Source organism: Paratractidigestivibacter faecalis (assembly GCF_003416765.1).
In the GTDB taxonomy this organism is placed as follows: domain Bacteria; phylum Actinomycetota; class Coriobacteriia; order Coriobacteriales; family Atopobiaceae; genus Paratractidigestivibacter; species Paratractidigestivibacter faecalis.
Window position 1 is genome coordinate 309,880 of record NZ_QSNG01000001.1, and the last position, 25,380, is coordinate 335,259.

Below are 25,380 nucleotides of genomic sequence, written 5' to 3' on the forward strand. Positions count from 1 at the left end.
GAAGGCCTTCCAGCGGAACGCGCTTTTGAGCAGCACCGCCTCCGCCGACATCGCGCCCTTCTCGCCAATGTTGCCGCTGGGGGTCCATGCGGGCGCGCCGGCCGGACCCGCCCGGGCCGTGCCGTAGAATGGCAAGGCTAAACCTGCAAGATTGGAGGACCCATGGCTCTCAGCAGAGAGGACGTCGCGGGCATCGCCGACTACGCGCGCATCGCCCTGACCGACGCCGAGCTTGACGAGATGACCGCCTACATGAACGACGCGGTGGCGCTTCTCGAGCCCATTCGCCAGTACGACCTTGACGGCGTGGAGCCCACGTTCCACCCCATCGGAGACCTCTCCAACGTCATGGGCGCTGACGTTGCGGACGACCCGCGCGCCCTGCCCATCGACGTCGCGCTCTCAAACGCCGGCGCCTCCCGCGACCGCTACTTCCGCGTGCCGTCCATCCTCGGCGCCGAGGGGGGAGACCGCTAATGGCAAACCTCGACACCCTCTCCGCGGCCCAGATTGCCGCGGGCGTCGCCGCCGGCGACTTCAGCGCCACCGACGTGGCTCGCGCCTCCCTTGAGGCCATCGACGCCCGCGAGCCCGAGGTCCAGGCCTTCCTGGAGGTCTCGGCCGACCTCGCCCTTGACGCGGCGGCCGCCACCGACGCCGCCCGCGCGGCAGGCGAGAAGCTCGGCCCCCTGGCGGGCGTGCCCGTGGCCTTCAAGGACAACATGCACCTCGTGGGCACCCGCACCACCTGCGCCTCCAAGATGCTGGAGAGCTACCAGTCCACCTTCACAGCCACCTGCGTGCAGCGCATGCTGGACGCGGGCGCCACGCCCATGGGCAAGGCCAACATGGACGAGTTCGCCTTTGGCTCCTCCACGGAGTCCTCGGCCTTCCACCGCACCAACAACCCCTGGGACGTCACGCGCGTGCCCGGCGGCTCCTCGGGCGGCTCGGCCGCGGCCGTGGCCGCCGGCGAGGTCACGCTCTCGCTGGGCTCCGACACCGGCGGTTCCATCCGCCAGCCGGCGTCCCTCTGCGGCGTCGTGGGCATGAAGCCCACCTACGGCGCGGTCTCGCGCTATGGCGTGGTGGCCTTCGGCAGCTCCCTTGACCAGGTCGGCCCCTTCGGCCGCCGCGTGGAGGACGTGGCCCTTGCCATGAACGCCCTGGTGGGCGCCGGCCGAGACCCGTATGACTCCACCTCCCAGGACTGCGCCGTTGACTTCCTGGAGCACCTGGAGGACCCCGTCGAGGGCCGCGTCGTCGGCGTGGTCCCCGCGCTCATGGAGGCCGCCGGCCTCACCGACGAGGTCAAGTCCGCCGTGGAGTCCGCCGCCCGCGCCCTGGCCGACCAGGGCGCCAAGATCGTCGAGGTGGAGCTTCCCAACCTGGCCTCCGCCATTGCGGCCTACTACGTCATAGCCCCCTGCGAGGCCTTCTCCAACCTGGCCCGCTTTGACGGCGTGCGCTACGGCTACCAGGAGCAGGGCTGCGCCTCCTTGGCCGAGCAGACCTCGCTCTCCCGCGCGCACGGCTTCGGCGAGGAGGCCAAGCGCCGCCAGATGCTGGGCGCCTACCTGCTGTCCTCCGGCACCTACGACAAGTACTACTACCCGGCCCAGCAGGTCCGCACCCTCATCACGCAGGACTACGCCCGCGCCTACGAGAGCTGCGACGTCATCCTCATGCCGGCGTCCCCGCGCACGGCCTTCAAGTTCGGCGAGATGAGCGACCCCACGCAGATGTACGCGTCGGACATGTTCACCATCTCCAACAACATCGCCGGCAACGGCGGCGTCTCCGTGCCGCTGGGCCTGGGCGAGAAGTCCGGCCTGCCCGTGTCCGCTCAGCTCCAGGGCCCGGCCTTCAAGGACCGCTCGCTTCTGCAGTTCGCCCGCGCCATCGAGCGCGGCTTCGACGCCGCCGGCGGCGTCGCGCCCGGCTTTGCCGGGAAGGGGGGTGAGCTCTAGTGAAGAAGCTCCAGGAGGTCCTGAGGGACTGGGAGGCCGTCATTGGCCTGGAGGTCCACACCGAGCTCACGGCTCTGGACACCAAGATGTTCTGCAACTGCCGCCTCTCCCACGACGACGCGCCCAACACCAACGTGTGCCCCGTCTGCCTGGGCATGCCCGGCGCGCTGCCGGTGCCCAACCGCCGCGCCATCGAGTCCATCGTCATGGCGGGCCTGGCAACCAACTGCCAGATCCAGAAGCACTCCATGTTCTACCGCAAGCACTACTTCTATCCCGACATGGCCAAGAACTTCCAGACCACGCAGGGTCCCGTCGCCTTCTGCATGTACGGGCACCTTGACCTTGAGGTCTCCGGCGAGGGCGCCAAGGAGCGCCCAGACCACGTCGAGACCGGCAACGTGGCCCCCGGCGGCATGGAGGCTGCGGCCCCCGTGGTCGTGGACAAGGCCGCGGACGGCTCCTACACCACGCCCATCCGCATCTTCCGCATCCACATGGAGGAGGACGCCGCCAAGATGGTCCACGTGGGCGGCGAGGAGGGCCGCATCGCCAGCGCCACGGAGTCGCTCGTTGACTACAACCGCTGCGGCACCCCGCTCATCGAGCTCGTGACCGAGCCCGACCTGCGCACGCCCGAGGAGGCGCGCCTCTTCATGGAGAAGCTCCGCCAGACCTTCCTCACGCTGGGCATCTCCGACTGCTCTCTGGAGAATGGCTCCATGCGCTGCGACGGCAACGTGAGCCTGCGCCGCCGCGGCACCGCCGGCCTGGGCACCAAGACCGAGCTCAAGAACATCAACTCCTTCAAGAGCCTGCACGACGGCCTTGAGTACGAGATCTGCCGCCAGGCCGAGGTGCTCGAGGAGGGCGGCATCATCTACCAGGAGACCCGCCACTGGGAGCCCTCGCGCAAGCGCACCATCGTCATGCGCGTCAAGGAGACCGCCGACGACTACCGCCTCTTCCCGGACCCGGACCTCGCGCCCTTCGACCTCACCGACGAGTTCATCGAGGCCGCCCGCGCCCGCATTCCGGAGCTGCCCGACGCCAAGCGCGACCGCTACATGGCCGACTTCGGCCTCAAGCGCGCCGACGCGGCCCAGCTCGCGGCAGACCCCAAGGTGGCCGACTTCTTCGAGAAGGCCGTGGAGGGCGCGCCGACAAAGGCCGTGCCCACCGTGGCAAACGTCATGGTCAACCTCGTCCCCAGCTACGACGCCCTCAACCCGACGCAGGTCAGGAGCATCTCCGCGCTTCTTGCCGAGGACGCCATCACCTTCGCGCAGGCGCGCGAGGTGCTCGACGCCGTCAACGGCACCGAGGACGACCCGGAGCGCGTGGTGGACGAGCGGGGGCTGCGCCAGGTCACCGACACCGGCGCCCTCGAGCCCATCGTGGACGAGGTCCTGGGCCGCTGCGCCGACCAGGTCCAGCAGTACCACGACGGCAACAAGAAGGTCATCGGCTTCCTCGTCGGCCAGTGCATGAAGGCCGCCAAGGGCTCCGGCAACCCCAAGCTCTTCAACCAGCTCCTCGCCCAGAAGCTGGGCTAGCGTCTCCGCATGGCGCTTAGGGGGCGGCGAGAGGCGCGTGCTTCTCGCCGCCCCTCTTGTTACCGTACGCGCACGCTTTTGCCGGCGCTGGGCAACGCGCGCCGCCCGAGCGCTAAACTGATCCGCATCGCTATTTCCATCCAACAGGGGGAGAAGAACATGAACGTCACCAGAAGGAACTTCCTCGCGGGTACCGGCATTGCCGCCACCGCCGTCTTGGCCGGCTGCGGCTCTTCCAACGGCGGCTCTGCCTCTGGCGAGAAGACCTACAAGATCGGCGTGGTCCAGCTGACCGAGCACGCTGCCCTGGACGCCTCCAACGAGGGCTTCGTCGAGGCCGTCAATGCCTCCGGCCTCTCCGTCTCCATCGACCAGCAGAACGCCCAGAACGACCAGTCCGCCTGCCAGACCATCGCCTCCAAGTTCGTGGGCGATGGCGTCGACCTGATCTTCGCCATCGCCACGCCCGCCGCCCAGGCCGCGGCCGGCGCCACCACCGAGATCCCCATCGTCGGCACCGCCATCACCGACTTCGCCGCCTCTGGCCTGGTCAAGGACAACGACAAGCCCGGCACCAACGTCACCGGTTCCTCCGACCTCACGCCCGTCGCCGAGCAGCTCGAGATGATGCAGAAGGTCCTGCCCGACGTGAAGAAGGTCGGCCTTCTCTACTGCTCCGCCGAGTCCAACTCCGACATCCAGATCAAGGCCGCCAAGGACGAGCTCGACGCCCTGGGCCTGGAGTACACCGAGTACGCCGTCTCCAGCTCCAACGAGATCCAGTCCGTCGTGGAGTCCGCGGTGGGCAAGGTGGACGCCCTTTACGCCCCCACCGACAACACCATCGCGGCCGGCGCCGCCCAGGTGGGCCAGATTTGCAAGGAGAACAAGCTTCCCTTCGTCACCGGCGAGGAGGGCATGTGCATGGCCGGCGGCCTGTTCACCCTCTCCATCAACTACAAGGACCTCGGCAAGGTCGCCGGCGAGATGGCCGTCAAGATCTTGAAGGGCGAGTCCAAGCCCGCCGACATGGCCATCGAGCACCTCTCCACCTCCGAGCTCGTCGTGGTCAAGAACGACGAGATGGCCCAGGCAATTGGCGTGGACCTCTCCGCGCTGGACGCTTAAGGAGCAAGCATGCTCGTCGCACTTCAAGGCGCCGTCTCCCAGGGCATCCTCTGGGGCATCATGGTGCTCGGCGTCTTCATCACCTTCCGTCTGCTTGACATCCCCGACATGACCGTCGACGGCTCCTTTGCCCTCGGCGGCTCCGTCGTGGCCGTCCTGGTGGTCAACCTGGGCGTAGACCCGGTGGTTGCCGTCCTCGTGGGCATGCTCGCCGGTGCCGTGGCCGGCGCCGTGACCGGCCTTCTGGCCACGGTCTTCGAGATCCCGGCCATCCTCGCGGGAATCCTCACCCAGATCAGCCTGTGGTCCATCAACCTGCGCATCATGGGCAAGTCCAACACGCCGCTGCTTGCCAACGAGACGATCTTCTCGCGCATCTCCGCGGTCACGGGCCTGCCGCAGAGCACCGTCACCATGATCGTGGGCGCCGTGCTGGTGGTCCTCATCGTCTTGGCCCTCTACTGGTTCTTTGGCACCGAGATCGGCAGTGCCCTGCGCGCCACCGGCGACAACGAGGCCATGATCCGTGCCCTCGGCCAGAACACCAACGCCACCAAGATGATCGCCCTCATCGTCTCCAACGCCCTCGTCGGCCTGGCCGGCGGTCTCATCTGCCAGAGCCAGAAGTACGCCGACATCGGCATGGGCACGGGCGCCATCGTCATCGGCCTGGCCGCCATCGTCATCGGTGAGGTACTGGGGCGCCTGCTTCCCGGCGGCCTCTCCAAGTTTGGCGCGCGCCTGGCCGCGGCCGTCATCGGCTCCATCGTGTACTTCCTCATCCGCGCCGTCGTGCTGCAGATGGGCATGGACGCCAACGACATGAAGCTCCTCTCCGCCATCATCGTCGCGCTCGCGCTGTGCGTGCCCGTGGTCTGGGAGCGCTACCAGCTGCGCAGCTCGTACACGAGGGGAGATGAGTCGGATGCTTAGGCTCTCGCACGTCACCAAGACGTTCAACAAGGGCACCGTCACCGAGAAGCGCGCCCTCACCGGCGTCGACCTCACCCTGAACGACGGCGACTTCGTCACCGTCATCGGCGGCAACGGAGCCGGCAAGTCCACGCTGCTCAACATGATCGCCGGCGTCTACCCGCTGGACTCTGGCGTCATCGAGCTGGACGGCAAGGACATCTCGCGCCTCTCCGAGTCGCAGCGCGCCAAGTACCTGGGCCGCGTCTTCCAGGACCCCATGCGCGGCACCGCCGCAGACATGCAGATCGTGGAGAACCTCGCCCTGGCCCGTCGCCGCGGCAAGCGCCGCGGCCTCGCCTGGGGCGTCACCAAGGACGAGAGGGCCGAGTACCCCGAGCTTCTCGCCCGCCTTGGCCTGGGGCTGGAGAGCCGCTTGGACGCAAAGGTCGGCCTGCTCTCCGGCGGCCAGCGCCAGGCCCTGACGCTGCTCATGGCCACCCTCACCGAGCCCAAGCTGCTGCTCCTCGACGAGCACACGGCGGCCCTGGACCCCAAGACCGCGGCCAAGGTGCTCGAGCTCACCGAGGAGATCATCTCCGAGCGCAAGCTCACCGCCCTCATGGTCACGCACAACATGACCGACGCCATCCGCCTGGGCAACCGCCTCATCATGATGGCGGACGGCCGCGTCATCTACGACGTCTCCGGCGACGAGAAGAAGTCCCTCACCGTGTCCGACCTTCTCCGCAAGTTCGAGGAGGTCAACGGCTCGGCCCTGGACAACGACAGGATGCTGCTGGGCTAGGACGGTGCAGACAACCTGACGGCCCTTGGAGGCCCCACGTCCGCAACGGACGTGGGGCCTCTGCTTATCTTGCTAACCTTTGCTTATCTTGCTAATCTTTGCTAATCTTGCTAAACCTCAAAATGAGGATGCGTTGCGAAAGGCGTTGGGGGAGGTCTGATGCGAGAGATCAATCCGTTTAAGCCAACGGCTGGAATGAACCCGCCCGAGCTCATTGGCCGTGACATGGTTCTCGGCGACTTCAGGGATGCGTTGGACAATGGACCGGGTGCCCCAGATCGCCTCATGCGCATTTCGGGCGTCCGAGGGGTGGGCAAGACCGTTCTTCTCAATGCGCTTGGAGACGTCGCCCGCTCTCGCGGCTTTCAGGTTGTTGACGTTGCCGCCAATGCTGGGTTCTGCGACCGCATTCTCGGTGCGCTCACGAGGCGGCGCGAGGTCAGCGGGCTTACCGTTTCTCCTTCGATGTTTGGGATGAGCCTTGGGTCAATCGAGGTTTCAAGGTCCGCGACCCAGCTTGGCGAAGCCATGTTCGAGGCCTCAAGAAGTCACGGCCTTCTCATCACCGTCGATGAAATCCAGGACGCCTCGCTTGCAGAGATGCGAGAGCTAGGCAATGAGATACAGCTTCTTATTCGACAAGGCGCAAATGTGGCCTTTGCCTTCGCGGGACTGCCAGCTTCCATAGATGGCGTCGTTGTTGATGAGACGCTGACGTTCCTGCAGCGCGCGAAGCACGTGGAGCTGACGCGCCTCTCTGACTACGAGGTCGGCGATTCCTTTGAGGAGACAATGGCGAAGGGCAACCGCACAATTGGCGACGAGGCCGCGCAGCTGCTGGTGAGTGCTGCTGCCGGTTACCCCTTTATGGTGCAGCTTGTTGGTTATTATGCTTGGCAGGCGTCAAGCCGTCGGGACTCAAGCGAGGTCACTCTTGAGGACGCCAAGAGGGGCGTTGAGATTGCACGGAAGAGTTTCGACAATATGGTCATTGCTCCTGCTCTCAGAAGGGTTTCGCAGAGACAGCTCGAGTACCTCGTTGCCATGGCCAGGTGCGGGGAGGGGCCCGTGGCATCGGGTGCCGTTGCGAAGCGTCTTGGTGTCGAGCCGAGTGGCGTGAGCTCCTACCGCAAGCGTCTAATCGATGCGGCCATCGTAGAGTCCCCGGAATACGGACTTGTGAACTTCGCCATTCCCTATATGCGCGAATATCTTCTCGCCCATATGGCCGAGCGGGAGTAGATCCGTAAGTCCCCGGTGAATCTGCTGATTCGTGCTGCGGTGTCGTGCGCACCCTGCTAGACTGTCGCGCGGACAAACGCCAAGACGCAGGGGAGAAGAGCGTGGCCACACAGACGGCGACGGCCGAGCACGAGCAGATGCCCATCCAGGAGATTGCGCCCGACAGCTACCGGGTTGCCTACGAGGGAGACCCGCTGGCCCCCGTCTGCGAGGACCAGACCGAGGAAGAGGCCCGCCGCAGCGACGAGGTGGCCGAGCACCGCACGGAGGGCTACGGCAAGGTCGCCTTCTTCCTCATGCTCAACGTCGGCCTCATCCTCACGGCCGTGGCCATGGTGCTCTTCAAGACGCCCAACCACCTGGCCTTTGGCGGCACCACGGGCGTGGCCATTGTCCTGGGAGCGCTCTTTCCGCAGCTTCCGGTTTCATCGTTTATGTGGGTGCTCAACGTGGCGCTCGTCATCCTGGGCTTTGTGCTCCTTGATCGCAAGGCCATGATCTGGAGCTCGTTTGCCTCCATCGCGCTCTCCGCGTACGTCTCGCTCTTCGAGTGGATCTTCCCGGTGACGCAGTCCATCACGGGAGACCTCACCTTGGACGTCTGCTTTGCCGTGCTTCTCCCCGCGCTGGGAAGCGCCCTTGTCTTTGACATCGGTGCGTCCACGGGCGGCACCGACATCCTGGCCATGATCTTGCGCAAGCGCACGGACGTGGAGATTGGCAAGGCCCTGTTTGCCGTGGACATTGCCATCGTGTGTGCCGCGGCGGTCATCTACGGCCCGCGCACCGGGCTGTGGTGCATCCTGGGCCTGGTGGCCAAGACCTTTGTGGTGGACACGGCCATCGAGTCTATCCGCCAGCGCAAGGTCTGTCAGGTCATCTGCAAGTACCCGCATGAGGTGGAGGAGTTCATCGTCCGCAAGCTCGGCCGCACCGCCACGGTGCAGACCGGCTGGGGCGCCTACTCCGGCCGCCGCGTCATCATCCTGACCACGGTGCTCACCCGCCGAGAGGCCATGGAGCTGCGCCTCTACGTGCGCGGCATCGACCGCGGCGCCTTCATCACCATCACCAGCAGCTCCGAGATCATCGGCCGAGGTTTCCGCGGCATCAACTAGCGGCCCCTCGCAATTTGCGGGCGGGGATGTTTCCGTCGTGGGGCGGCTCGGTGGCAGGTGGCGAGCGCGGGCTATGCTGGTCTGAACGCCAGCCCACATCCCGCGAACAGCCAAAGGAGAAGTGCATGCGCCGCATCAAGACCATCGATGACATCACCAAGGACGGCCAGGTAGAGTTCGGCGAGGGGTACCAGATTGTGTCCGAGGTCTCCGAGGCCGACGCCATCCTGATGCGCTCCACCGACCTCCACGGCTACGAGCTGCCGCCCTCCATCCGTGCCATCGCCCGCTGCGGCGCCGGCGTCAACAACATCCCGGTGGAGGAGTACGCGCGCCAGGGCGTCGTGGTCTTCAACTCCCCGGGCGCCAACGCCAACGCGGTCAAGGAGATCGTCATCGCGATGCTCATCCTCTCCAGCCGCGGCGTGGTGCAGTCCATGGAGTGGGTGCGTGCCCACGCGGACGACCCGGACATCCTCGTCGACGCCGAGAAGGCCAAGAAGGCCTTCGTCGGCCACGAGCTCAAGGGCAAGCGCATTGGCGTGGTGGGCCTGGGAAACGTCGGCTCCAAGGTGGCGAACGCCTGCGTCGATTTGGGCATGGACGTCTTTGGCTATGACCCGTTCATCTCCGTCGAGCACGCCTGGGCGCTCTCCCAGAGTGTGCAGCGCGTGGGCACCCTCGAGGACCTCTGCCGCAACTGCGACTACCTGACCCTGCACGTGCCCTCCAAGCCCGACACCATGGGCATGATTGGCGCTGACCAGCTGGGGCTCCTCAAGCCGGGCGCGGTTCTCATCAACTTCGCGCGCGAGACCATCATCGACGAGGACGCCGTCGACGCGGCGCTGCGCGGCGGCCGCCTCTCCTGGTTCTCGTGCGACTTTGCCACGCCCAAGACCGTGCGCATGCCCAACACCTTCATCACCACGCACTCCGGCGCCGGCACCGGCGAGGCCGAGGCCAACTGCGCCGACATGGCGATCTCCGAGCTCAAGGACTACCTGGAGAACGGCAACATCGCCAACTCCGTCAACTACCCGTCCTGCTCCATGGGCAAGGCCCGCGCGGCCAGTCGCATTGCGTGCCTCCACGCCAACGTGCCCAACATGATCGGCCAGATCACGGCCGTCCTGGCGCACGACAACGCCAACGTGCAGCGCATGGTCAACGAGTCTGCCGGCGAGAACGCCTACACCATGTTCGACACCGACGAGCATCTGGAGTCCAAGACCATCGAGGCCTTGAAGGAGATTCCGGCCGTCTACCGCGTCCGCGTGATCAAGTAGGCGAGAAAACCGACCTGGGTATGCGTCGACCAATACCCAAGTCGGTTTTTCTCGCCAAGAGACGATTAATGCCGACCTGGGCGTCCTTTCGGGAACACCCAGGTCGGTATTTCTGACAAATGAGACAAAGGGACTGTCCCTTTGTCTCATTTCCTCCTGAAGAGCCCGCCGCCGAGGAGCTTGGCGGTGACGGCGCCCATGTCGAGCTTGGTCATGTCAACGTTGCAGGCGGAGGCCACGCTCGCAAGCCGCACGAGGTCGAGCTTTGCCACGTCGATCTGACTGAGGTCGAGCTTGCCCAGGTCAACGCAGGAGAGGTCGAGCCTGAGGTCTGCCGCCAGCGCGAGGGCCTCCTGGACAACCTCGGTGAGGTCAAAGCCCTCCGCGGCACCGGTCACGCGCGCGACGGCGGCGCGCGGGTCTGCAATGAGCTGCTGGGCCACCTCGGGGGCCGCCTTCACGGCCTCCACGATCTTCTCGGCAATATCCTTGCTGGTCACGTGGTCCTCCCTCTACTCGGCGGAGGCGGCAGAGGCGCTCTTTGCCTCGTCGAGGTAGTTGTAGAGCGTGTACTTGGAGATGCCGAAGTACTTGCACACCTTGGGGCCGCTCTTGGTGATGAGGAAGGCGCCCGTGTCGTTGAGGTAGCGGATGGCGCGGACCTTGTCGTCCTTGGTCATGAGAGTGACCGGGGTGCCCACCAGCTGCACGCTCTGCTCGATGAGGTCGTCCAGCAGGTCGGCCACGTTGCGCACGATGGGCTCGGGCTCCTTGGGGGCGTCGGCCTCAGTGCCGCAGATCCAGTTGATGGTGCTCTGCGCCGCGCGCAGCACGGTGATGTCAAAGTTGATGGCAAAGATGCCGATGACGCGGCCGCCGTCGTCGCGGATGAAGACCGTTGAGGACTTCAGGATCTTGCCCGTGGCCGTCTTGGTGAGGTAGGAGAGGCGGTCCTCCAGCTTGTGGGGGCCGGCGTGCAGCGCCTCAAGCACCACGTGGCTGGGGCCGTCGCCGAGCTTGCGGCCGGTGACGTGGCCATTCTCTATGGCCACGATGGAGTGGTCCGGGTCTGCGGACTGAAGGTCGTGCACCACGACCTCGCAGCCGTCGCCAAACTGGAGGGCGATGGCGTGCGCCAGGCGCTTGTAGAAGTCGAGCTGGGATTCCTGCATGCGTCACCCCGTGGTCCGTGGTCGTCAGAATCTTTGTTTGCGCCAGCGAGAAACGCACGCGGCGCGGTTCTTAAAGATACCCCAACAACCTGCTCGTAAGTCAGACTTGTGTAACAAACCAAATGTTTGTAATGCGATCGTCTCACGGCAGGACAACGTCCATGCCCGACCCCGCGGCCCCTGGTCTTCTCGCCTTGTGACCACTCGCGGCGCGAGAACGCCGTGCCATCTACCGTTCGCCGAATACCACAACTGCCGCCAGAGCGTTGTCCGCCGAGATAAACGCGCAGTTATTACAATCTGTTTTCAATCAAAACAATTTGTTAGACCGACGTTTCGCTGACCGTCTGCCGGTTTCGCTTCGCGCGCGTGTCGGGGAGAATGTGACCAACGTTGCTGGACGCCGCGAGGGGCGCGCCCGGCACAGAAGGGCCCTGCGTCTGAGAGGCCTAATGAGGAGAGAGAAGGATCTGCATGAGTGAGTCAGCCCAGACCACCGTCGAGAAGGAGCAGGCTGAGTCCCCGCTGCTGTTCCAGCGCGAGGGTGTCCCGTCCCTGAAGGACCTCCTGCCGTGCTCCCTGCAGCACGTCCTGGCATGCTTTGCCGGCGCCATCGCCCCGGCGATGATGATTGCCAGCACCTGCCACTTCACCGAGGCCCAGGAGACCGCCATCATCCAGGTGGCCCTCATCCTGACGGCCTTGGACACGCTCCTCCAGCAGTTCCCGCTCTTCGGGCGCATCGGCTCCAACCTGCCCATCCTGACGGGCGTCTCGTTTGCCTTCCTGCCGGCCTTCCAGGCCATCGGCTTCGAGTTCGGCTTTGGCACGCTGCTTGGCGCCGAGCTCGTGGGCGGCGTGGTAGCCATCCTCTTCGGCGTCTTCTTCAAGAACGTTCGCAAGCTCTTCCCGCCGCTGGTCACCGGCACCGTCATCTTCACCATCGGCGTCTCGCTCTACCCGACGGCCATCAAGTACATGGCCGGCGGCGTGGGCTCCCCGATCTTCGGCTCCTTCCAGAGCTGGTTCGTGGGCCTGGTGACCTTCGCCATCGTCTTCGGCCTCTCCAACTTTGGCAAGGGCGTCATCAAGCTCGGCGCCATCTTCTTTGGCATGATCGCCGGCTGCCTCATCTCCATCCCGCTTGGCATGGTGGACCCCTCCGGCGTCGCTAACGCCGCCTGGTTTGCCCTGCCGCAGTTCATGCCCTTCAAGATCGAGTTCAACGGCGCCGCGTGCCTGACCATCGCCGTCGTCTACATCATGGCCAACGTCCAGCTCATCGGTGACCTCTCCGCCGCCACCCTGGGCTCCATGGACCGCCTGCCCGAGGAGAAGGAGCTCTCCGGCGCCCTTATGGCCCAGGGCACCGTCTCCATCGTGTCCTCGCTCTTCGGCGGCATGCCCACCTCCGCCTTCGGCCAGAACGTGGGCATCATCGTCTCCAACAAGGTCATCAACAAGTTCGTCTTCGTCTTCGCGGCGGCCATCTTTGCCGTGGCCGGCTTCGTGCCCAAGCTCGCGAGCGTCCTGACCATGATCCCGCAGCCGGTCATCGGCGGCGCCACCATCTCGGTCTTTGGCACCATCACCCTGAACGGCATCCGCATGCTCGTCCGCGACGGCCTGACCCCGCGCTCCTGCACGGTCTTCGGCGTCTCCGTGGCCTTCGGCCTGGGCATCTCCCAGGTGTCCGGGTGCCTGTCCGGCGCCGGCATGCCCGACTGGATCTCCACCATCTTCGCCACCTCCGCCATCACGCCCTGCGCCGTCATGGCCATCATCCTGAACAACGTCCTGCCCCCGGAGGAGGTGCCCCTGCCCAGCGACACCAACGCCCCCAACGACCTGCGCGTCGAGGCTGCGGCCGTCGTGGACGCAAACGCCTCCGACGTGGACACCCTCGAGGCTGTCACCCGCTCCGACGAGGAGGTCGGCGAGGTGGGCGTCATGTTCGACGCCGCCGAGCGCATGGCCACCTTCGAGGAGAAGGGCAAGGAGGGCAATGGGGGCGAGAAGGACTTCTCGCCTGCGGAGTCCCGGGACAAGAACTAGGCTTTAGGGGAGGGGAGCCGCTTGCCCCCTTCCGACCATCGGTTGCATCACGGGCCCCATGGGTACCGCGGCACCCCAACAAGAGATTGGAGTCAAGATGCTTCTCGTCGGTAACGGTCGCGTTATCACGCGCGACCCTGAGAACCCCTACATCGAGAACGGCGCCGTCCTCATCGAGGGCGATTCCATCGTCGCCGTCGGCCCCGAGGCTGACCTCAAGGCCCAGGCCATCGGCGCCTCCTACGTGGACGCCAAGGGCGGCGTCATCATGCCGGGCCTGGTCAACTGCCACACCCACATCTACTCGGGCCTCGCCCGTGGCCTTGCCATCAAGGGCTGCAACCCCACCAACTTCCTCGAGAACCTCGAGCAGCAGTGGTGGAAGATCGACGACAACCTCACGCTGGACGGCACCCGTGCCAGCGCCTACGCCACCATCCTCGACTCCATCCGCGACGGCGTGACCACCATCTTCGACCACCACGCCAGCTTCTGCGAGATCCCCGGCTCCCTCTTTGCCATCAAGGACGTGGCCGAGGAGTGCGGCATCCGCTCCTGCCTGTGCTACGAGGTCTCCGACCGCCGCGGCGCCCAGAAGCGCGACGAGTCCATCAAGGAGAACGCCGACTTTGCCAAGTGGGCCGCCGACGCCCGCAAGGACGGCAACCACATGGTGGCCGCCATGTTCGGCGGACACGCCACCTTCACGCTCTCCGACGAGACCATGGACATGATGGCCGAGGCCAACAACGCCCTCACCGGCTTCCACATCCACGTCTGCGAGGGCATGAACGACGTCTGGGACTCCCGCCAGAACCGCGGCGGCATCAGCCCCGTCGAGCGCCTGCTCCAGCACGACCTGCTCGGCCCCGACACCATGCTCGGCCACTGCATCCACGTGACCCCCGCCGAGATGGACATCATCAAGGAGTCCGGCACCTGGCTCGTCAACAACCCCGAGTCCAACATGGGCAACGCCGTGGGCTGCGCCCCGGTCCTGGAGTTCTTCCGCCGCGGCATCCCCGTGTGCATGGGCACCGACGCCTACACCCACGACATGCTCGAGAGCCTCAAGGTCTTCCTCATCATCCAGCGCCACAACGCCGCCATGCCCAACGTCGGCTGGTGCGAGGACATGTCCATGCTCTTCGACAACAACCCCAAGATGGCCACCAAGTACTTCGGCCGCACGGTGGGCAAGCTCGCCCCCGGCGCCGCCGCCGACGTCATCGTCATGGACTACAAGCCCTTCACGCCCTTCTCCGACGAGAACATCGACGGCCACATGCTGTTTGGCATGATGGGCAAGAACTGCCGCACCACCATCATCGACGGCAAGGTCCTCTACAAGGACCGCGAGTTCGTGGGCATCGACGAGGAGCGCATCAACGCGTGGACCATGGAGCAGTCCAAGAAGCTCTGGGGCACGCTCAACGAGCGCGAGTACTAGGAACCAACACGCTTTTCTCGCCGACGGGGCTAGCGTTCCCGTCGGCTTCGCGGCCTCCGCGGGGCCGCAGGCGTCACGTCTAGGGGGACGTGGCACAAACGCGTGCAACCGCGCGGTCTCGGTTGCACAGGAGAGGAGCTCTTTATGAGCGACATCATGAGGCCGATCCCGTTCGCGCAGCTTATGGACTGGATCCTCACCGAGAACGCCGAGAAGGGAAGCATCTTCGGCATTCGCAAGATCGTTCGTCACGAGGGAGGCGCCGAGCCGATCTTTGCCGAGAAGATCGAGACCCCCTTTGGTCCGGCCGCCGGCCCCAACAGCCAGCTCGCGCAGAACATCGTGGCCTCCTACGTTGCAGGCTCCCGCTTCTTTGAGCTCAAGACCGTCCAGGTGATGGACGGCGAGGAGCTCTCCCGTTGCGTGGCCAAGCCCTGCATCGTCGCCGAGGACGAGTGCTACAACTGCGAGTGGTCCACCGAGCTCGAGGTGCCGCAGGCCATGAGCGAGTACATCAAGGCCTGGTGGGCGTGCAAGCTGCTGGCCCGCGAGCTTGGCCTGGGAGACCCGGACGGCTTCGTCTTCAACATGTCGGTCGGCTACGACCTCGAGGGCATCAAGAGCCCGAAGGTCGACGCCTACATCGAGGGCATGAAGGACGCCTCCGGTACCGACGTGTGGGCCGAGTGCCGCGATTGGGCCCTGGCCAACCTCGACCGCTTCCAGAACGTGGACGCGGACTTTGTCAACTCCGTGAGCCCGCACGTCTCTGCCTCCGTCACCGAGTCCACCCTCCACGGCTGCCCGCCCGACGAGATCGAGCGCATCGCCACCTACCTCATCACCGAGAAGGGCCTGAACACCTACATCAAGTGCAACCCGACTCTGCTCGGCTACGACTACGCCCGCGAGCGCCTGAACGGCCTGGGCTTTGACTACATCGCCTTTGACGACAGGCACTTCCGTGAGGACCTCCAGTGGGCCGACGCCGTGCCGATGTTCGAGCGCCTGATCAAGCTCACCTCCGAGCGCGGCCTCTCGTTCGGCGTCAAGCTCACCAACACCTTCCCCGTCGACGTCACCCGCAAGGAGCTCCCGAGCGAGGAGATGTACATGAGCGGCCGCTCCCTCTTCCCGCTCACCATCCACCTTGCCCGCAAGATCTCCGAGGAGTTTGACGGCAAGCTGCGCATCTCCTACTCCGGCGGTGCGGACGCCCAGAACATCAAGGGCCTCTACGGCGCCGGCATCTGGCCGATCACCATGGCTACCACCGTCCTGAAGCCCGGCGGCTACGAGCGCTTCAGCCAGATCGCCCACGTCCTCGAGGGCGTCGAGCGCAAGTCCGACGTGGACGTCGCCGCCGTGGTCGCGCTGGACGAGTCGGTCGCAACCGACCACAAGTACGCCAAGCCCATCAAGCCGGCCCCGGCGCACAAGCTCGACTGGCCGCTGCCCCTGACCAACTGCTTCACCTCCCCCTGCCGCAACGGCTGCCCCATCGAGCAGGACATCCCCGCCTACCTGGCCGCCGTTGACGAGGGCCGCCTGGCCGACGCCCTGGCCATCATCGCCGAGCGCAACGCCCTGCCCTTCATCACCGGCAACCTCTGCCCGCACCCCTGCGGCACCAAGTGCATGCGCGCCTTCTACGAGCCCGAGGGCGCTGCCATCCGCGCCTCCAAGCTCAAGGCCGCCCGCGGCGGCATCGACGAGCTTCTCGCCACCATCAAGGCCGAGGGCGCCCAGGCCGTCCCGGGTGCCGAGGGCAAGAATGTCGCCGTCATCGGCGGCGGCCCGGCTGGCCTGGCCTGCGCGTTCTTCCTGACGCGCGCCGGCGCCAAGGTCACCATCTTCGAGCGCAAGGAGAGCCTGGGTGGCGTCGCCCGCCACATCATCCCGGCCTTCCGCATCTCCGACGAGGACATCGACCGTGACGTGGAGCTCTGCCGCGCCTTTGGCGCCGAGGTCAAGCTTGGCGTCGAGGTGACCGACGTGGCCGAGCTCAAGGCCGACGGCTACTCTGACGTCGTGGTCTGCACCGGCGCCTGGGCCCCCGGCCACGTCGGCCTGGAGTATGGCGACGAGATCGACGTCCTTGACTTCCTGGCCGCCGCCAAGTCCGGCCTGGACCTCTCCACCCTCGGCACCGACGTCGTCATCGTCGGCGCCGGCAACACCGCCATGGACGCCGCGCGCGTGGCCAAGCGCCTCCCGGGCGTGCAGAACGTGCGCATCGTCTACCGCCGCACCAAGCGCTACATGCCCGCCGACGAGGAGGAGCTGGCCGAGGCCCTCTCCGAGGGCGTCGAGCTCTGCGAGCTGCTCGCCCCCAAGGGCGTGGCTGACGGCGTTCTGACCTGCGACGTCATGGAGCTCGGCGAGCCTGACGAGTCCGGCCGCAGGAGCCCCGTGGCCACCGGCAAGACCCTCGAGGTCCCGGCCACGGCCGTCATCTGCGCCGTGGGCGAGAAGATCGAGGCCGGCATCTACGAGGCCGCCGGCGTCCAGACCGACCGCCGTGGCCGTCCCGCTGGCTGCGAGACCGGCGTCGAGGGCGTCTGGGCCGCAGGCGACTGCCGCCGTGGTCCCGCCCGCTTCGTGGACGCCATCGCCGACGCCCAGGAGGTCGCGCGCAAGATGTGCGGCGTGGACTTCTCTAAGTACGCCGCCGCCAACGTCCGCGCCGGCCACGAGTCCGACTGCTACGAGCGCAAGGGCGACCTGCGCCTGGGCTGCGCCGGCTGCCAGAAGAGCTCCGGCTGCCTTGGCTGCGCCACCGTCTGCGAGGCCTGCTGCGACGTCTGCCCCAACCGCGCCAACGTCTCCATCACCGTGCCGGGCCTGGCCCAGCACCAGGTGGTCCACGTGGACGGCATGTGCAACGAGTGCGGCAACTGCGCCGTGTTCTGCCCGTGGAGCGGCCGTCCGTTCAAGGACAAGCTGACCCTGTTCTGGAGTGCCGAGGACATGGGCAACTCCACCAACCAGGGCTTCCTTGCCCAGCCTGACGGCAGCTTCCTCGTCCGCCTGGCCTTCTGCACCGGCGCCTACGACGTGGACGACGCCTCCTGCGGTCTGCCCGAGGAGGTCCGCCTGACCATCAAGGCCGTCCGTGACTCCTACGCCTACCTGCTTGCCAAGTAGCTTCAGGTAGTCCCCCGCGCGGCCGGCGAGAGGCACGTCCTTCTCGCCGGCTGCGCACCCGTGCGGTGATACGAGGGGGGAGGCTCCTTCGTATCGTTTCTCCGTGCGAGCGTTGTTCCGTTTTGTGTTAACGAGTGAAAGGGCCAAGATGGCCGACGACGAAGAGAAGTACGCGCAGAGGAAGGCTCCCCAGAAGCCCGGCGCCGCCAAGAGGCCCCGCAAGCCCAGGCCCGTGGCCGTCGTCCTGTGCAACGGCAACTGCGAGCTCCACGGCTGCGAGCAGGGCTGCGTTGGCTGCCAGGCCTGCGTCAACGCCTGCCGCAAGGGGGCCATCAGCCTGAACGAGCGGGGCGTGGCCCACGTGGACCAAGACGCCTGCATTGGCTGCGGCCTGTGCGCCAAGGCCTGCCCGCAGGACGTTATCCACATGGTCGACCCGAGCTTCAACATCACGGCGCGCTGTTCCAACACCGAGAGGGGCCCGGTTGCCCGCAAGGTGTGCGAGCTCTCCTGCATCGCCTGCGGCGCATGCGAGAGGGCCTGCCCGGCAGACGCCATCCACGTGGTGGACAACCACGCCGTCATTGACTATTCCGCGTGCATCGCCTGTGGCATGTGCGCTACCAAGTGCCCCCGCGGCGTCATCCGCGACGCCTGGGGCATCGTGGCCCAGAGCTAGGAGGGAGGCGTTCACATGGCAGAGGAGTACGTCCTCAACATCAACGGGCAGGAGCACGTCACCACCCAGAACAAGCCGCTCCTGCGCTACCTCAGGGACGACCTCAAGATCACGAGCGCCAAGGACGGCTGCTCAGAGGGCGCCTGCGGCACCTGCACCATCATGGTCGACGACCGCGCCGTGAAGGCCTGCGTCCTCACCACCAAGCTGGCCCAGGGCCACGCCATCACCACCTGCGAGGGCCTGACGCACGAGGAGCAGGAGGCCTTCGTCTACGCCTTCGGCGTCTCCGGAGCCGTCCAGTGCGGCTTCTGCATCCCGGGCATGGTCATGGCCGGCGCCGCCCTGTGCCGCCGCAACCCCGACCCGACGGCCCCCCAGATCGCCGAGGCCATCCGCGGCAACGTCTGCCGCTGCACCGGCTACAAGCGCATCCTGGTGGCCATCAAGCTCGCCGCCGCCATCCTGCGTGGCGACGAGAAGATCGACCCGGCCGAGGAGCGCGGCGACGACTACGGCGTGGGCAAGCAGATCTTCCGCGTGGACGCCCGCAAGAAGGTCCTGGGCTTTGGCCAGTACCCGGACGACATCACCGAGAAGGACTACCCAGACATGTGCTACGCCTCGGCCGTGCGCTCCAAGTACGCCCGCGCCCGCGTGGTCAAGATCGACTCCTCCAAGGCCGAGGCCATGGAGGGCGTCATCGGCGTGCTCACGGCCGCCGACGTGCCCCACAACCAGGTGGGCCACCTCATCCAGGACTGGGACGTCATGATCGCCGAGGGCGACGTCACCCGCTGCATTGGCGACGCCGTCTGCCTGGTGGTTGCCGAGACGCCCGAGATTCTGGAGAAGGCCAAGAAGGCCGTCAAGGTCACCTGGGAGGAGCTCGAGCCCGTCCGCAACATCGAGGAGGCCCGCGCCGAGGGCGCCCCGCGCATCCACGACAGCTTCTTCGCCTTTGGCAACACGGTCCAGCTCAAGGACAACGTCTGCCAGAGCCGTCACGTCACACGCGGCGACGCCAAGACCGCCCTGGCAAACGCCGCCCACAGGGTCACCCGCACCTTCACCACGCCCTTCACCGAGCACGCCTTCCTGGAGCCCGAGTGCTGCGTGGCCATGCCGTACAAGAACGGCGTGAAGATCATGTCCACCGACCAGGGCGCCTACGACACGCGCAAGGAGTGCGCGCACATGTTTGGCTGGGACGGCGAGCCCGAGCGCGTCGTCGTCCAGACCATGCTCGTGGGCGGCGGCTTCGGCGGCAAGGAGGACGTCTCCTGCCAGCACCTGGCGGCGCTCGCGGCGTACAAGTACGGCCGCACGGTGAAGTGCCGCTTCTCTCGCCAGGAGTCGCTCAACTTCCACCCCAAGCGCCACTACATGGAGGGCACCTTCACCCTGGGCTGCGACGAGGAGGGCAACTTCGTCGGCCTGAACTGCGAGATCAACTTCGACACGGGCGCCTACGCCTCCCTGTGCGGACCCGTCCTGGAGCGCGCCTGCACGCACTCCGTGGGCCCCTACAAGTACCAGAACACCGACATCCGCGGCTACGGCTACTACACCAACAACCCGCCCGCGGGTGCCTTCCGCGGCTTTGGCGTGTGCCAGTCCGAGTTTGCCCTGGAGTCCCTTATCGACGTCCTTGCCGAGGAGGCGGGCCTCGACCCGTGGGAGATCCGCTACAAGAACGCCATCGAGCCGGGCGAGGTGTTGCCCAACGGCCAGATCGCGGACTGCTCCACGGCCCTCAAGGAGACCCTCGAGGCCGTGAAGGACGTCTACTACGCCAACCCGGGCCACGCGGGCATCGCCTGCTCCATGAAGAACGCGGGCGTGGGCGTGGGCCTGCCCGACGCCGGCCGCTGCAACATCCGCGTGGAGGACGGTCGCGCCGTCATCTACGCCGCCACCTCCGACATCGGCCAGGGCTGCAACACCGTCTTCTGCCAGGACGTGGCCGAGGCCTGCGGGCTGCCGCTGTCCCGCATCGGCAACGGCGAGTGCTCCACCGAGGCCGCCCCCGACTCCGGCACCACCTCTGGCTCGCGCCAGACCGTCGTCACCGGCGAGGCCGTCCGCGGCGCCGCCTTCCTGCTGCGCGACGCCATGCTCAAGGTCGAGAGGGGGGAGGCCGTGCCTGAGGAGCGCGTGAGCGCCAAGGGCGACGGCGCCACCCACACCTACGCCGACGGCACCGTCTTCGAGGTCCCAGCCGAGCAGCTCACGCCCGGCCACGCCGTCCACCCGGCCGATCCCGTGGCCGCGCTCGCGGCGCTCGAGGGCCACGAGTTCTACTACGAGTACCTGGAGCCCACCGACAAGCTGGGCGCCGACGTGCCCAACCCCAAGAGCCACATCTGCTACGGCTTTGCCACGCACGTGGTCATCCTGGACGACGAGGGCAAGGTCTCCGAGGTCTACGCCGCGCACGACTCCGGCCGCGTCATCAACCCCATCGCCATCCAGGGCCAGATCGAGGGCGGCGTGCTCATGGGCATGGGCTACGCGCTCACCGAGGACTGGCCGCTCAAGGACGGCGTGCCGCAGGTCAAGTACGGCACCCTGGGCCTGTTCCGCGCCACCGACATCCCGCAGATCCACGCCATCTACGTCGAGAAGGACGAGCAGCTGCCCGTGGCCTACGGCGGCAAGGGCATCGGAGAGATCGCGACGATCCCCACCGCCCCGGCCGTGCAGAACGCCTACCACGCGTGGGACGGCAAGCTCCGCCGCAGCCTGCCCCTGTCCGACACCTACTACAGCCACCGCGCCCACCGCGACTAGCTGGCAGATGCGGCAAAGGGACAGTCCCTTTATCTCATTCCCATCGACTTTTGGGCCCGCCTTGGTCTTCTCGCCGGGGCGGGCCCTTTATATGCAGCGGGAAGGCATCTACCGTTCGCCGTGCCGCTGGCCGAAATAGCGTTGCTCAAAACCGAGAATAACGCAGGTCAGAGGGCTAATTGCGTGACCAAAATACCCCCTTCAACGTGTGTTGACAAAAAAATAGTCAACCTATCAAGAAGTTTGATTAATACAACCGCAAAATTTCGTAAATGGGCTGGATTCCTTCGAAGGTTATCCTCAGTACATACGGTTAGACGTGCGGACGACGCACGGTCAGCTGAGAGGAGAGGAGGATGACGTGTCAGAACTGCTGAGGATGGAAAACGTCAGCAAGTGCTTTGGCTCGTTTTACGCCAACCAGGACGTGAACCTCACGGTCAATGAGGGAGAGGTCCACACCCTACTGGGCGAGAACGGCGCTGGCAAGTCAACGCTCATGAACGTCCTTATCGGCCTGTATCAGCCGACCGAGGGCAAGATTTTCATGCGCGGCCAGGAGGTGCACGTCACGAGCCCCGGCGTTGCCGTCGAGCACGGCATCGGCATGGTACACCAGCACTTCATGCTGATTGAGGACATGACGGGTCTCGAGAACATCATCCTGGGAGACAAGCGCCACAAGTCGCCGCTGCTCCAGGTGGCCGACGACCGCAAGACGGTCGAGGAGCTCATGGAGCGCTACGGCATGGAAATCGACCTTGACGAGAAGGTCGGCGAGATGTCCATCGGCATGCAGCAGCGCGTGGAGATCATGAAGGTGCTCTTCCGCGGCGCGGACCTCGTCATTCTCGACGAGCCCACCGCCGTCCTCACCGACATCGAGGTCGAGGGCCTATTCGACGTCATGCGCTCCCTTACCGACGAGGGTAAGTCGATTATCTTCATCTCGCACAAGATGCGCGAGGTCATGCGCATCTCCGACTACGTCACGGTTCTTCGCCGCGGCAAGTCGGTCAAGACGGTCAAGGTGTCAGACACCACCGAGCAGCAGCTCGCCGACCTCATGATCGGCCAGAAGTTTGTCGAGAGCACCTACCAGAAGGTCACGGGTGCTTCCGAGAAGGCCTTCGAGCTCAAGGGCGTCTCCTACCACCCGCAGATTAAGCACGGCGGCCTCAAGGACGTCTCGCTCACCATCCACAAGGGGGAGATTCTGGGCGTCGCGGGCATCGACGGCAACGGTCAGTCCGAGCTCGCCTCCCTGGTGACCGGCCTCATCAAGCCCGAGAGCGGCGAGGTCATCGGCCCCGACGGCAACAAGATCGCGCTCTTCAGCCCCTCTGCCTTCATCGAGACCGGCCTAGGCAACATCCCCGAGGACCGCAACAAGATGGGCCTCGTGGGCGACATGACCATCGCCGAGAACCTCGTGCTCAAGCAGACCGCGTCCGACCGCTTCTCGACCGGCCACGGCGCGTGGCTCAAGCTCGGCGCCATTAACGACTACGCCGAGCGCCTGCGTGAGGAGAACGACATCCGCTGCACGTCCGTCAACCAGACGGCGCGCTCGCTGTCCGGCGGCAACCAGCAGAAGGTCATCCTCGCCCGTGAGCTCGACTCCCACCCAAAGCTCCTCGTGGCGGTCTACCCCACGCGTGGCCTGGACATTGGAGCCACGGAGTTCATCCACAACCAGATCATCGCCCAGCGCGACGCTGGGTGCGCGGTCCTTCTCATCTCCGCCGACTTCGACGAGGTGCTGAAGCTCTCCGACCGCATCACGGTCCTCTTCGAGGGCCAGGTCATGGGCACGTACCCCGGCGAGAACCCTCCCATCAAGGAGATCTCTCTCGCCATGGCAGGAAAGTAGGAGGGGAGGAACAGTGGCAGACATTAAGAACCAGAAGGCTGACGACGGCAACAAGGAGTCCAAGCGCCAGCGGCGCGCCGGCATGTATTCCGAGCAGCAGCGCGAGAAGACCCTGATGGTTGTTACGCCGATCGTCTCCGTGCTCTTGGCGCTCATCGTGGGCGCGATCATCATCGCGTGCCTGGGCAAGAGCCCCATCGAGGGCTACGGTGCCATGATCTCCGGCGCCCTGGGCGACGCAGGCAAGCTGGGCAAGACGCTCGAGCGCGCGTGCCCGCTCATCTTCACGTCGCTGGCGGCCGTCTTCGCGTACAAGTGCGGCGTCTTCAACCTCGGCGGCGAGGGCCAGTTCATCATGGGCGCCTGTGCGACCGCCACGGTCATTCTGGGCCTCGGCCTCGACGGCTTCCCGGCCCTGCTCCTGGGCCTTCTCGCCGGCATCATCGTTGGCGGCATCTGGGCGCTCCTCCCGGGCATCATGAAGATCACCCGAGGGCTCAACGAGATGATCACCACGATCATGCTCAACTACGTCGCCCTGTACTTCATGGAGTACATCTTCAAGAACGTCTTCTCCGACCAGGGCCTGCCCAAGACCCTCGCGATGCCCAAGGCCTCGCACCTCATGGACGTCGGCACCGCGCACGCGGGCGTCATCATCGCGATCGCCCTCGGCGTCATCCTGTGGTACGTCATCTTCCGCACGAGCTTTGGCTTCAAGATCCGCGCCGTGGGCATGAGCCCCACCGCCTCCAAGGTCAACGGCTTCCCGGTTCGCTTCCTCATGCTGGCCGCCTTCGTCATCTCCGGCGCCATTGCGGGCCTGGGCGGCGCGGCCGAGCTTCTGGGCAAGACCCCCTTCCGCCTGGCCGACGGCTTTGGCTCCGGCTTTGGCTTCGACGGCGTGGCCATCGCGCTCATCGCGCAGCTGAACCCGATCGCCTCCATCGTGGTCGCCCTGCTCTTCGGCATCCTTTCCACCGGCGGGACGATGATGCAGTCCGTCATCGGCGTCCCCACGGCCATCGTCGACATCATCCGCGGCCTGATCATCATCTTCGCCGTGGCAGGCATGGCCATGGTCAAGCTCCCCAAGGTGAAGGCCTTTATCGCCTCCCTGAGCAACAAGAACAAGAAAGCTGAGGTGACCGCGTAATGGACTTCATGGTCGCACTTCCCACCATCGTCAAGGCGATGGCCATGGGCGCCGTGCCCATCCTCCTCGCGGCTCTGGGCGAGGTCTTTTCCGAGAAGGCCGGCCTCGTCAACATCGGCCTCGAGGGCATCATGGCCGTGGGCGCGTTCGTCGCCTTTGCCGTGGGCAAGGTCACGGGCAACCTCTGGATCGGCCTTCTGGCGGGCATGCTCGCCGGCGTGGTCGTGAACCTCATCTACGCATTCTGCACGGTCACGCTCTGCTCCGACCACGTGGTCACGAGCATGGCGATCAACATCCTGGCCCCCGCCATCGCGCTCTTTGGCTACAACCTCTTCGTTGGCGCCAACCCCGAGAACGCAACGGGCGCCCAGATGGCGAGCCTGGCCATCCCCGGCCTGTCTGACCTGCCCGTCGTGGGCAACGGCCTCTTCAACCAGACGCCCCTTGCCTACCTCGCGTTCCTGCTCGTCCCGTGCGTCTCGTTCTTCTTCAAGCGCTTCCGCGCCGGCCTGTCCTTCCGCTCTGTGGGCGAGAACCCGCAGGCTGCCGAGACCCTGGGCATCAACGTCGTGCGCGTGAAGTACATCGCCTGCATCATCTGCGGCGCCCTTGCGGCCGCCGGCGGCGCGTTCCTCACCATCTGCTACACTCCGATTTACACGGACGGCATCGTGATGGGCCGCGGCTTCATCGCCCTGGCGACGGTCATCTTCGGTCGCTGGAGCGCGGTCGGCGTCATGCTCGCGAGCCTGCTCTTTGGCTTCTTCGACGGCCTCAACGTGGCCCTGCAGGCCTCCTTCCAGGCGGCGCCGGTCATGTTCTTCAAGATGATCCCGTACGTCTTCACGATCATCGCCCTGCTGTTCTTTGGCTCCAAGCACGCTGGCCCCAAGGCAAACGGCAAGCCGTATTTCCGCGAGTCCCGTTAAGGGGGATCTTCGCAGGGCCTGTTCGGCAACCCTCGTCCCTGCGTAGACATAGGCATGGCCCACCCCTCGGGGTGGGAGAGTTCTAACTTTTGGGAGTGCG

19 protein-coding genes are annotated in these 25,380 nt (G+C 65.9%); 17 read left to right on the forward strand and 2 right to left on the reverse strand.

Annotated features, from left to right (window positions below):
- Positions 1-162: 162 nt before the first annotated feature.
- From gatC to DXV50_RS01330, 9 genes are all read left to right on the forward strand, one after another.
- Positions 163-477: an Asp-tRNA(Asn)/Glu-tRNA(Gln) amidotransferase subunit GatC gene (gatC, locus tag DXV50_RS01290; protein WP_117204423.1), complete on the forward strand. Its 315-nt coding sequence runs from the start codon at positions 163-165 to the stop codon at positions 475-477.
- The gene (gene gatA, locus DXV50_RS01295; protein ID WP_117204424.1) at positions 477-1,970 is read left to right on the forward strand and encodes an Asp-tRNA(Asn)/Glu-tRNA(Gln) amidotransferase subunit GatA; all 1,494 of its coding nucleotides are present in this window, start codon (positions 477-479) and stop codon (positions 1,968-1,970) included. Before gatC ends, gatA begins: the two co-directional genes overlap by 1 nt.
- Positions 1,970-3,526, forward strand: coding sequence for an Asp-tRNA(Asn)/Glu-tRNA(Gln) amidotransferase subunit GatB (gatB, locus tag DXV50_RS01300; RefSeq protein WP_117204425.1), 1,557 nt, complete (start codon positions 1,970-1,972; stop codon positions 3,524-3,526). The genes gatA and gatB overlap by 1 nt, the downstream gene beginning before the upstream one ends.
- Before the next feature lie 159 nt (positions 3,527-3,685).
- Positions 3,686-4,654 (forward strand): ABC transporter substrate-binding protein, encoded by a 969-nt coding sequence (locus tag DXV50_RS01305; RefSeq protein WP_117204426.1) that lies wholly within the window; start codon positions 3,686-3,688, stop codon positions 4,652-4,654.
- A 9-nt stretch (positions 4,655-4,663) separates the two neighbouring features.
- Positions 4,664-5,587, forward strand: a complete 924-nt coding sequence (locus DXV50_RS01310; RefSeq protein ID WP_117204427.1) for an ABC transporter permease — start codon at positions 4,664-4,666, stop codon at positions 5,585-5,587.
- Entirely contained in the window at positions 5,580-6,374 is a 795-nt protein-coding gene (locus DXV50_RS01315) for an ABC transporter ATP-binding protein (RefSeq protein ID WP_117204428.1), read from the forward strand. Before DXV50_RS01310 ends, DXV50_RS01315 begins: the two co-directional genes overlap by 8 nt.
- A 159-nt stretch (positions 6,375-6,533) precedes the next feature.
- The gene (locus DXV50_RS01320; RefSeq protein WP_117204429.1) at positions 6,534-7,616 is read left to right on the forward strand and encodes an AAA family ATPase; all 1,083 of its coding nucleotides are present in this window, start codon (positions 6,534-6,536) and stop codon (positions 7,614-7,616) included.
- A gap of 101 nt (positions 7,617-7,717) precedes the next feature.
- Positions 7,718-8,734 (forward strand): YitT family protein, encoded by a 1,017-nt coding sequence (locus tag DXV50_RS01325; protein ID WP_232817417.1) that lies wholly within the window; start codon positions 7,718-7,720, stop codon positions 8,732-8,734.
- 125 nt (positions 8,735-8,859) lie between these two features.
- Positions 8,860-10,023: a phosphoglycerate dehydrogenase gene (locus tag DXV50_RS01330; RefSeq protein WP_117204430.1), complete on the forward strand. Its 1,164-nt coding sequence runs from the start codon at positions 8,860-8,862 to the stop codon at positions 10,021-10,023.
- Positions 10,024-10,169: 146 nt separating this feature from the next.
- Here the strand turns inward: DXV50_RS01330 and DXV50_RS01335 are convergent, their stop codons facing one another.
- Both DXV50_RS01335 and DXV50_RS01340 read right to left on the reverse strand, forming a co-directional pair.
- Positions 10,170-10,523: a hypothetical protein gene (locus tag DXV50_RS01335; RefSeq protein WP_117204431.1), complete on the reverse strand. Its 354-nt coding sequence runs from the start codon at positions 10,521-10,523 to the stop codon at positions 10,170-10,172.
- A gap of 12 nt (positions 10,524-10,535) precedes the next feature.
- Entirely contained in the window at positions 10,536-11,195 is a 660-nt protein-coding gene (locus DXV50_RS01340) for a helix-turn-helix transcriptional regulator (protein WP_117204432.1), read from the reverse strand.
- 474 nt (positions 11,196-11,669) lie between these two features.
- Between DXV50_RS01340 and DXV50_RS01345 the strand changes: the two genes are divergently transcribed.
- The 8 genes from DXV50_RS01345 to DXV50_RS01380 all read left to right on the forward strand — a co-directional run bounded on the left by DXV50_RS01345 (position 11,670) and on the right by DXV50_RS01380 (position 25,280).
- On the forward strand, positions 11,670-13,250 hold the full coding sequence (locus DXV50_RS01345) for a uracil-xanthine permease family protein (protein WP_117204433.1): 1,581 nt from the start codon (positions 11,670-11,672) through the stop codon (positions 13,248-13,250).
- Between the two features lie 97 nt (positions 13,251-13,347).
- Positions 13,348-14,700, forward strand: a complete 1,353-nt coding sequence (gene ssnA / locus DXV50_RS01350; RefSeq protein ID WP_117204434.1) for a putative aminohydrolase SsnA — start codon at positions 13,348-13,350, stop codon at positions 14,698-14,700.
- A gap of 144 nt (positions 14,701-14,844) precedes the next feature.
- Positions 14,845-17,847: a putative selenate reductase subunit YgfK gene (gene ygfK, locus DXV50_RS01355; RefSeq protein ID WP_117204435.1), complete on the forward strand. Its 3,003-nt coding sequence runs from the start codon at positions 14,845-14,847 to the stop codon at positions 17,845-17,847.
- A 148-nt stretch (positions 17,848-17,995) separates the two neighbouring features.
- Entirely contained in the window at positions 17,996-18,526 is a 531-nt protein-coding gene (locus DXV50_RS01360) for a 4Fe-4S binding protein (protein ID WP_117204436.1), read from the forward strand.
- A gap of 15 nt (positions 18,527-18,541) precedes the next feature.
- On the forward strand, positions 18,542-21,319 hold the full coding sequence (xdh, locus tag DXV50_RS01365) for a selenium-dependent xanthine dehydrogenase (protein WP_117204437.1): 2,778 nt from the start codon (positions 18,542-18,544) through the stop codon (positions 21,317-21,319).
- 361 nt (positions 21,320-21,680) lie between these two features.
- The gene (locus DXV50_RS01370; RefSeq protein WP_117204438.1) at positions 21,681-23,192 is read left to right on the forward strand and encodes an ABC transporter ATP-binding protein; all 1,512 of its coding nucleotides are present in this window, start codon (positions 21,681-21,683) and stop codon (positions 23,190-23,192) included.
- Positions 23,193-23,205: 13 nt separating this feature from the next.
- Positions 23,206-24,348 (forward strand): ABC transporter permease, encoded by a 1,143-nt coding sequence (locus DXV50_RS01375; RefSeq protein ID WP_232817418.1) that lies wholly within the window; start codon positions 23,206-23,208, stop codon positions 24,346-24,348.
- Positions 24,348-25,280 carry an ABC transporter permease gene (locus DXV50_RS01380; protein ID WP_117204439.1) on the forward strand — a complete coding sequence of 311 codons (933 nt, stop codon included), beginning with the start codon at positions 24,348-24,350 and terminating at the stop codon, positions 25,278-25,280. The genes DXV50_RS01375 and DXV50_RS01380 overlap by 1 nt, the downstream gene beginning before the upstream one ends.
- Positions 25,281-25,380: the final 100 nt, after the last annotated feature.